This window comes from Caballeronia udeis (genome assembly GCF_001544555.2).
Taxonomy (GTDB): Bacteria; Pseudomonadota; Gammaproteobacteria; order Burkholderiales; family Burkholderiaceae; genus Caballeronia; species Caballeronia udeis.
Genome location: NZ_FCOK02000161.1, coordinates 1 through 4577, shown reverse-complemented (window position 1 = coordinate 4577; position 4577 = coordinate 1). Strand labels below are relative to the sequence as shown.

General features: G+C 58.3%; 7 protein-coding genes and 3 pseudogenes. 6 read left to right on the top strand and 4 right to left on the bottom strand.

The features are described from left to right. The coding region (locus AWB69_RS44810; RefSeq protein ID WP_197500492.1) for a recombinase family protein at window positions 1–831 on the bottom strand (831 nt) is incomplete at its 3' end. Next, window positions 824–1021 (bottom strand): hypothetical protein, encoded by a 198-nt coding sequence (locus AWB69_RS44805; RefSeq protein ID WP_062093171.1) that lies wholly within the window; start codon window positions 1019–1021, stop codon window positions 824–826. The genes AWB69_RS44805 and AWB69_RS44810, both read right to left, overlap by 8 nt. A 49-nt stretch (window positions 1022–1070) precedes the next feature. On the opposite strand from AWB69_RS44805, the gene AWB69_RS44800 reads away from it, so the two are divergent. Then, the gene (locus AWB69_RS44800) at window positions 1071–1403 is read left to right on the top strand and encodes a hypothetical protein (RefSeq protein ID WP_062093170.1); all 333 of its coding nucleotides are present in this window, start codon (window positions 1071–1073) and stop codon (window positions 1401–1403) included. Next, a pseudogene (locus AWB69_RS46745) lies at window positions 1328–1546 on the top strand (transposase domain-containing protein); the annotation flags it as partial. The gene AWB69_RS44800 and the pseudogene AWB69_RS46745, both read left to right, overlap by 76 nt. A 60-nt stretch (window positions 1547–1606) precedes the next feature. Here AWB69_RS46745 and AWB69_RS44795 read toward each other — a convergent pair. Both AWB69_RS44795 and AWB69_RS44790 read right to left on the bottom strand, forming a co-directional pair. Continuing rightward, window positions 1607–1927, bottom strand: a pseudogene (locus AWB69_RS44795) (LysE family translocator); the annotation flags it as partial. Window positions 1928–2123: 196 nt separating this feature from the next. After that, entirely contained in the window at window positions 2124–2723 is a 600-nt protein-coding gene (locus AWB69_RS44790; protein WP_062093169.1) for a helix-turn-helix domain-containing protein, read from the bottom strand. Window positions 2724–2766: 43 nt separating this feature from the next. Between AWB69_RS44790 and AWB69_RS44785 the strand changes: the two genes are divergently transcribed. The 4 genes and pseudogenes from AWB69_RS44785 to AWB69_RS44770 form a co-directional block, all read left to right on the top strand. Further along, a complete protein-coding gene (locus tag AWB69_RS44785; protein WP_062093168.1) occupies window positions 2767–3459 on the top strand; it encodes a B3/B4 domain-containing protein in 693 nt (230 codons plus the stop codon). A 17-nt stretch (window positions 3460–3476) separates the two neighbouring features. Further along, window positions 3477–3815 (top strand): annotated as a pseudogene (locus AWB69_RS44780) (LysE family translocator); the annotation flags it as partial. 49 nt (window positions 3816–3864) lie between these two features. After that, the gene (locus tag AWB69_RS50530; protein ID WP_062093167.1) at window positions 3865–4362 is read left to right on the top strand and encodes an ATP-binding cassette domain-containing protein; all 498 of its coding nucleotides are present in this window, start codon (window positions 3865–3867) and stop codon (window positions 4360–4362) included. Further along, window positions 4305–4577: TOBE domain-containing protein (locus AWB69_RS44770; protein ID WP_156529215.1), on the top strand; the 273-nt coding region annotated here is incomplete at its 3' end. The genes AWB69_RS50530 and AWB69_RS44770, both read left to right, overlap by 58 nt.

Genomic DNA, 4577 nt, shown 5'->3' with positions numbered 1-4577 from the left:
CTTATAGCTCTTGCGCGCACGCCCATCTACTATCGCCATCTGTTTGCCACTCTTGCCGTACACGTATGCGCCGGCATAGAACGGATTCTTGAGCACCGAGATCACGTTACGGTAGCGTACGGGTATCCAGTCGAAGTGCGTCAGCGTCCTACCGTCAGAGGGGCGCGGGAAGTGGACCTGTTGAGCCCGTAGCGACAACAAAACCTGTCTTGCGCTACCGAGTTCGCGGAAACGTACGAATATTAGGCGTATGACTTCCTGCAGTTGCAGGCTTGGATCAATGCCCAGGTCGACTTCACGATGCCAGATATAGCCGATCGGCACACTGATCCGAAGTTCGCCGCGGTGTGCCTTCTGGCGCTTGGCATCGTGCATGCGGGTACGAAGCACATTGAGCTCAAACTCACTGATGCTGCCCTTCATGCCAAGCAGCAAGCGGTCGTTTGCCCGGCACGGATCGTACACACCGTCGAGGTCGATTACGCGCGCTTCGACAAGACCGCAAAGCTCGAGAAGATGGTGCCAGTCGCGCCCGTTTCGAGCGAGGCGTGAGGCGTCCGCGCACAGTACCGCTCCGACCTCGCCTGCACAAAGCAACGCGACCAGACGCTCGAAACCCGGTCGAGCAACCATGCCGCTCGCCGAGCGCCCCAGGTCATCGTCGATGACTTCTATGTCACGGAATCCGCGTCGCCTGGCCTCCTGTACAAGGTCGTACTGCCGGCGCTTGCTCTCAACGTTCATCTGGACCTGCGTCTGGGTTGATTGCCGGACATAAACCACGGCCTTATGCTTCAGTAGCAGCGAGGGCAAACGTTCATCGTTATTCATCGTCACGCTCCTTTGCTAGCGCGACGCCGGCGGCCTGCGTTAGCAGGCTCGCGAGGTGTCTGATGACGTTTGAACGCTGCACCGGGCTCATCCCCTGAAGCTCGACCGAGTCGAACATCATGTTCATCTGGCGCGATATCGGTTGCAACGACTGCGGGTCTGCCGGAACGACGTTTGGTGGCTTGCGCATTGCGCTTCTCCCGGACGATGGTGGAATCGTCCGGTGAGTTTCCGCGCAAATGTCGATTGATAAGAAGTTGGTGCAGATTGCACAAGGCCGCTACGCTGACGCGCGGCTCGCCGAGAACGAGAGCGGAGCAAGTGGCAGCATCCAACATCCATTCGGCAATGACCCTAACCTCACTGTCGCCCGCGTCGATATGAACGACACAACCTCCGCCGCGCTGCTCAACATCTCGAACCTTGACGCGACGACCAAACAGCGGATGCCAACGATAGTGGACTTCAACTTCTTGCCCGATATGGGCAGAATGAACGGGAACTGGCCGTTAGCAGGGGAAACTGGCTCTTCGCGGGTTCAGCTCGCGCCGGCCGGCGTCAAGCCGCAGTGATGAGTCTCATCCAGTCGGCTAAGCTTAATGGGCACGATCCCTATGTCTATCTGAAAGACATCCTGACACGACTCCCTACACAGCCCGCCAGCCGGCTCGATGAGCTGTTGCCGCATCTCTGGCAGCCTCAGCTTCAACAGTAGGCTGACGTCGGCTGCCGAACCCCTGGGATCGCCGGGCCCTTACGATCGGCCTGCCCCCTGACTCACCTTGTCTGTCACGGTTAGCGCGGAGCGCCCTGATTTGAACGCCAGCCAGAGAAGATAAACACCGCCAAAAATCTTAACGGCCACGACAAAGTGTGACCACGCCATCATGGCTGCTGAAACGCCAAGCGTCGCCAGCAACGCCCAAAACAACGAACCTGTCATGACGCCAAGGGCAAACATGAAAGCCGGTCTCCGACCATCGGTCGTTGCGATCGACATAATGGCCAAGTTACTTGGTCCTGGACTGGCGATGCCGATGAAGTAAGCCGAGTAGGCAAACAGCATGTTCGCAGAGACAATTCCGCTTCCGGCCATATAGACGTCGTCTTGTGATAGCAACAAATTGTAGGAAGCGCGGCGCACCGAAGCCGATGCGCATTTGCGCGGCGTTTATACCGACCTATTGCTGAAGCGGATGCCAAGATCGTTCGACGATGTGGTACCTGCATCATTCCATTTCATAAGAGGTCAAAGTGCAGTCAGGGCGTACTCGCGGCGCGTAATCTTCAGTTCAGTGAAGTTCTGCGACCGTCATAGTGAAGACGAGCTTACCTTTGCTGTCGTTCGCGTATTGATGCGGAACGTCCGTTCGAGCGACCGCAGAGCTTCCCGCAGGCACGAGAAACTCGACCCCATCGACCGATATTCTGAGTTGGCCTTGCTCGACATGAAACAATTCGAAGGTTCCTGCGGGATGGCCTTCGGATTCGAATTGCTCGCCAGGCTGCATCTCCCATCGCCACAGTTCGATCATGTCCGGGCCTGTGGTCCCCGCAAGCAGACGCGCCGAGCCTCCTTTCGGACCATTCCAGAGGGTCGGAATATCCTGGCTAGAGACGAGATGCACGGCGGGAGAACTGGCTACATTGACGATATCGGCTACTGATACACCCAAAGCGGCAGAAATCTTGCAGAGTATGGCGATGCTTGGATTAGCGTCACATTTTTCAATTTCGACGAGCATCCCCTTGCTCACGCCTGAACGCCGCGAAAGCTCATCTAGAGTGAGCTTCTTGCTTTTTCGGTGCGCCTTAAGCTGCGCGGCAACGGCTTCGCTAACGGTTTGAACATCAGCTCCCGACTCGGTCGGTATATTGACTTTTTTGGTCACTGGTCGATATCATGCAATAAATTAGTCACTGGCGCATTCTCCTATGTTCAACGTTCTGCCGTCAATTGCCCCCGACATCGCACGCGTAGCTCCCCGGTTTCGCGCCCTGAGTCTCGCTGTAGAGGGTTCGCCGATTGTCAATCCGGGTGTCGGTGCGCAAGCGCTTACCCGAGCTTACGATTCCGTTGGAGCAGGTGGTCCTGCGTGGGCAGAAGCACACCTCGCCTCGTGGGCCGAAGTGTTCAGACAGTTCGGAGCCAAGCCGCAACGCACTGCATGTTCCGCAGATGCGCTGCGCAAGCGCGTATTGAAGACCGGGAGCGTGGCCAGTATTGACCCTGTGGTCGATCTATACAACGCCGTCAGTATTCAATGGGCCATCCCGGTAGGCGGCGAAGACTTCACCGCCTACCGCGGGATGCCTAGACTGGTGATAGCAGACGGAACTGAACTGTTCGACACAGTGAAGGATGGAACGCCGGTTCACGAGACCGCCGAGTGCGGTGAGGTCGTTTGGCGCGACGATATTGGTGTCACTTGTCGCCGTTGGAACTGGCGGCAAGGCGTGAGAACTAGACTGACTGCCGATGCGAAGCAGATGTGGTTCGTTCTGGAAAGTCTGCCCGAAATGCCGATCACCGCGCTGCACGAAGCTGGTGACGCGCTCGTCAATGGCCTGCGTCTCCTGATGCCCGATGCCGCTATCGCCACTCGCCTGATCGGCTTTGGCATCTAGTAGCGGATGCTTTCGCCATGCTCCCATCGGCCTCCTTCCTCGTCGCCGCAGTGTTATTGGCCGTCATTCCCGGTCCGGGTATCGCGTATGTCGTCGCGCGCACCGTCTCGGGCGGGAAATCCGAGGGCATCGCCTCTTCAATGGGTGCAGCCGTCGGCGGCATGGTCCACGTTTTCGCTGCCGCACTCGGGCTCTCGATGCTCATTGCTCAGTCGGCCGTGGCCTATGCGGTCGTGAAGTATATCGGCGCTGCGTATCTCATTTATCTTGGCATTCGCACGCTTGCGTCGAGCGCGCCGGCAGATGGTCAAACTTTTGCAGAGCAAACCGGCAGCGCTTTCCGGCGGGCAGCGGCAACGCGTTGCCCTTGGGCGTGCAATTGTCCGCGAACCGCGGATCTTCATCATGGATGAGCCGCTGTCGAACCTCGACGCGAAGCTGCGCGTGGACATGCACGGCGAAATCACGAAGCTGTGCTGGCGACTCAAGGTCACGACCTTCTACGTGACACACGATCAGTTGGAAGCGCTCACCATGGGGCATCGGATCATTGTGATGCGCGACGGCGCCGCCCAGCAGATCGACACGCCTCAGCGAATCTATGACGAGCCCATCAATCGGTTTGTCGCTGGTTTCATCGGAAGCCCGTCGGTGAACTTTCTGGAAGCAACGGTAGAGGGCGACGGTCAACTGATGCGAGGAGCGAGTTTCCAGCTTCGCGCGTCTAACGGTATGGCCCTGGCGCTCAATGAGTTGCCGGACCGGAAGTCATCGCGGGCATTCGTCCCGAGCATCTCTTTCCGGCAGCGGACGGCGACGGTCTCAGGAAGTCCGCAGGCGGGTGAATGCAGGGGCGTATCGAACTGGTCGAGCCGCTGGGTTCTCAGGTCATGGTCCGGGTGATGGTCGGCAATTCCGTGGTCGTTGCTCAATTCGAGCGACAACCCGGGCTTGAGATTGGCAAGACGATTACGTTGCAGCATAAGCCTGACGCACCCCACGCGTTCGATGTCGAGACGGAACGTTCGGTGCTCGCTGCCCCAGCTATGGACCTCGCCCACCACTGTTCCCATCCGCTACGGGCTTCGCTAACGAATGGGAACGCGGTTGCCGGACTT

Excerpts from the sequence above, each read along its gene's own strand:
- AWB69_RS44805 (WP_062093171.1), bottom strand. The coding sequence starts at position 1,021 with ATGCGCAAGCCACCAAACGTCGTTCCGGCAGACCCGCAGTCGTTGCAA.
- AWB69_RS44800 (WP_062093170.1), top strand. The coding sequence starts at position 1,071 with ATGTCGATTGATAAGAAGTTGGTGCAGATTGCACAAGGCCGCTACGCT.
- AWB69_RS44785 (WP_062093168.1), top strand. The coding sequence starts at position 2,767 with ATGTTCAACGTTCTGCCGTCAATTGCCCCCGACATCGCACGCGTAGCT.
- AWB69_RS50530 (WP_062093167.1), top strand. The coding sequence starts at position 3,865 with ATGGATGAGCCGCTGTCGAACCTCGACGCGAAGCTGCGCGTGGACATG.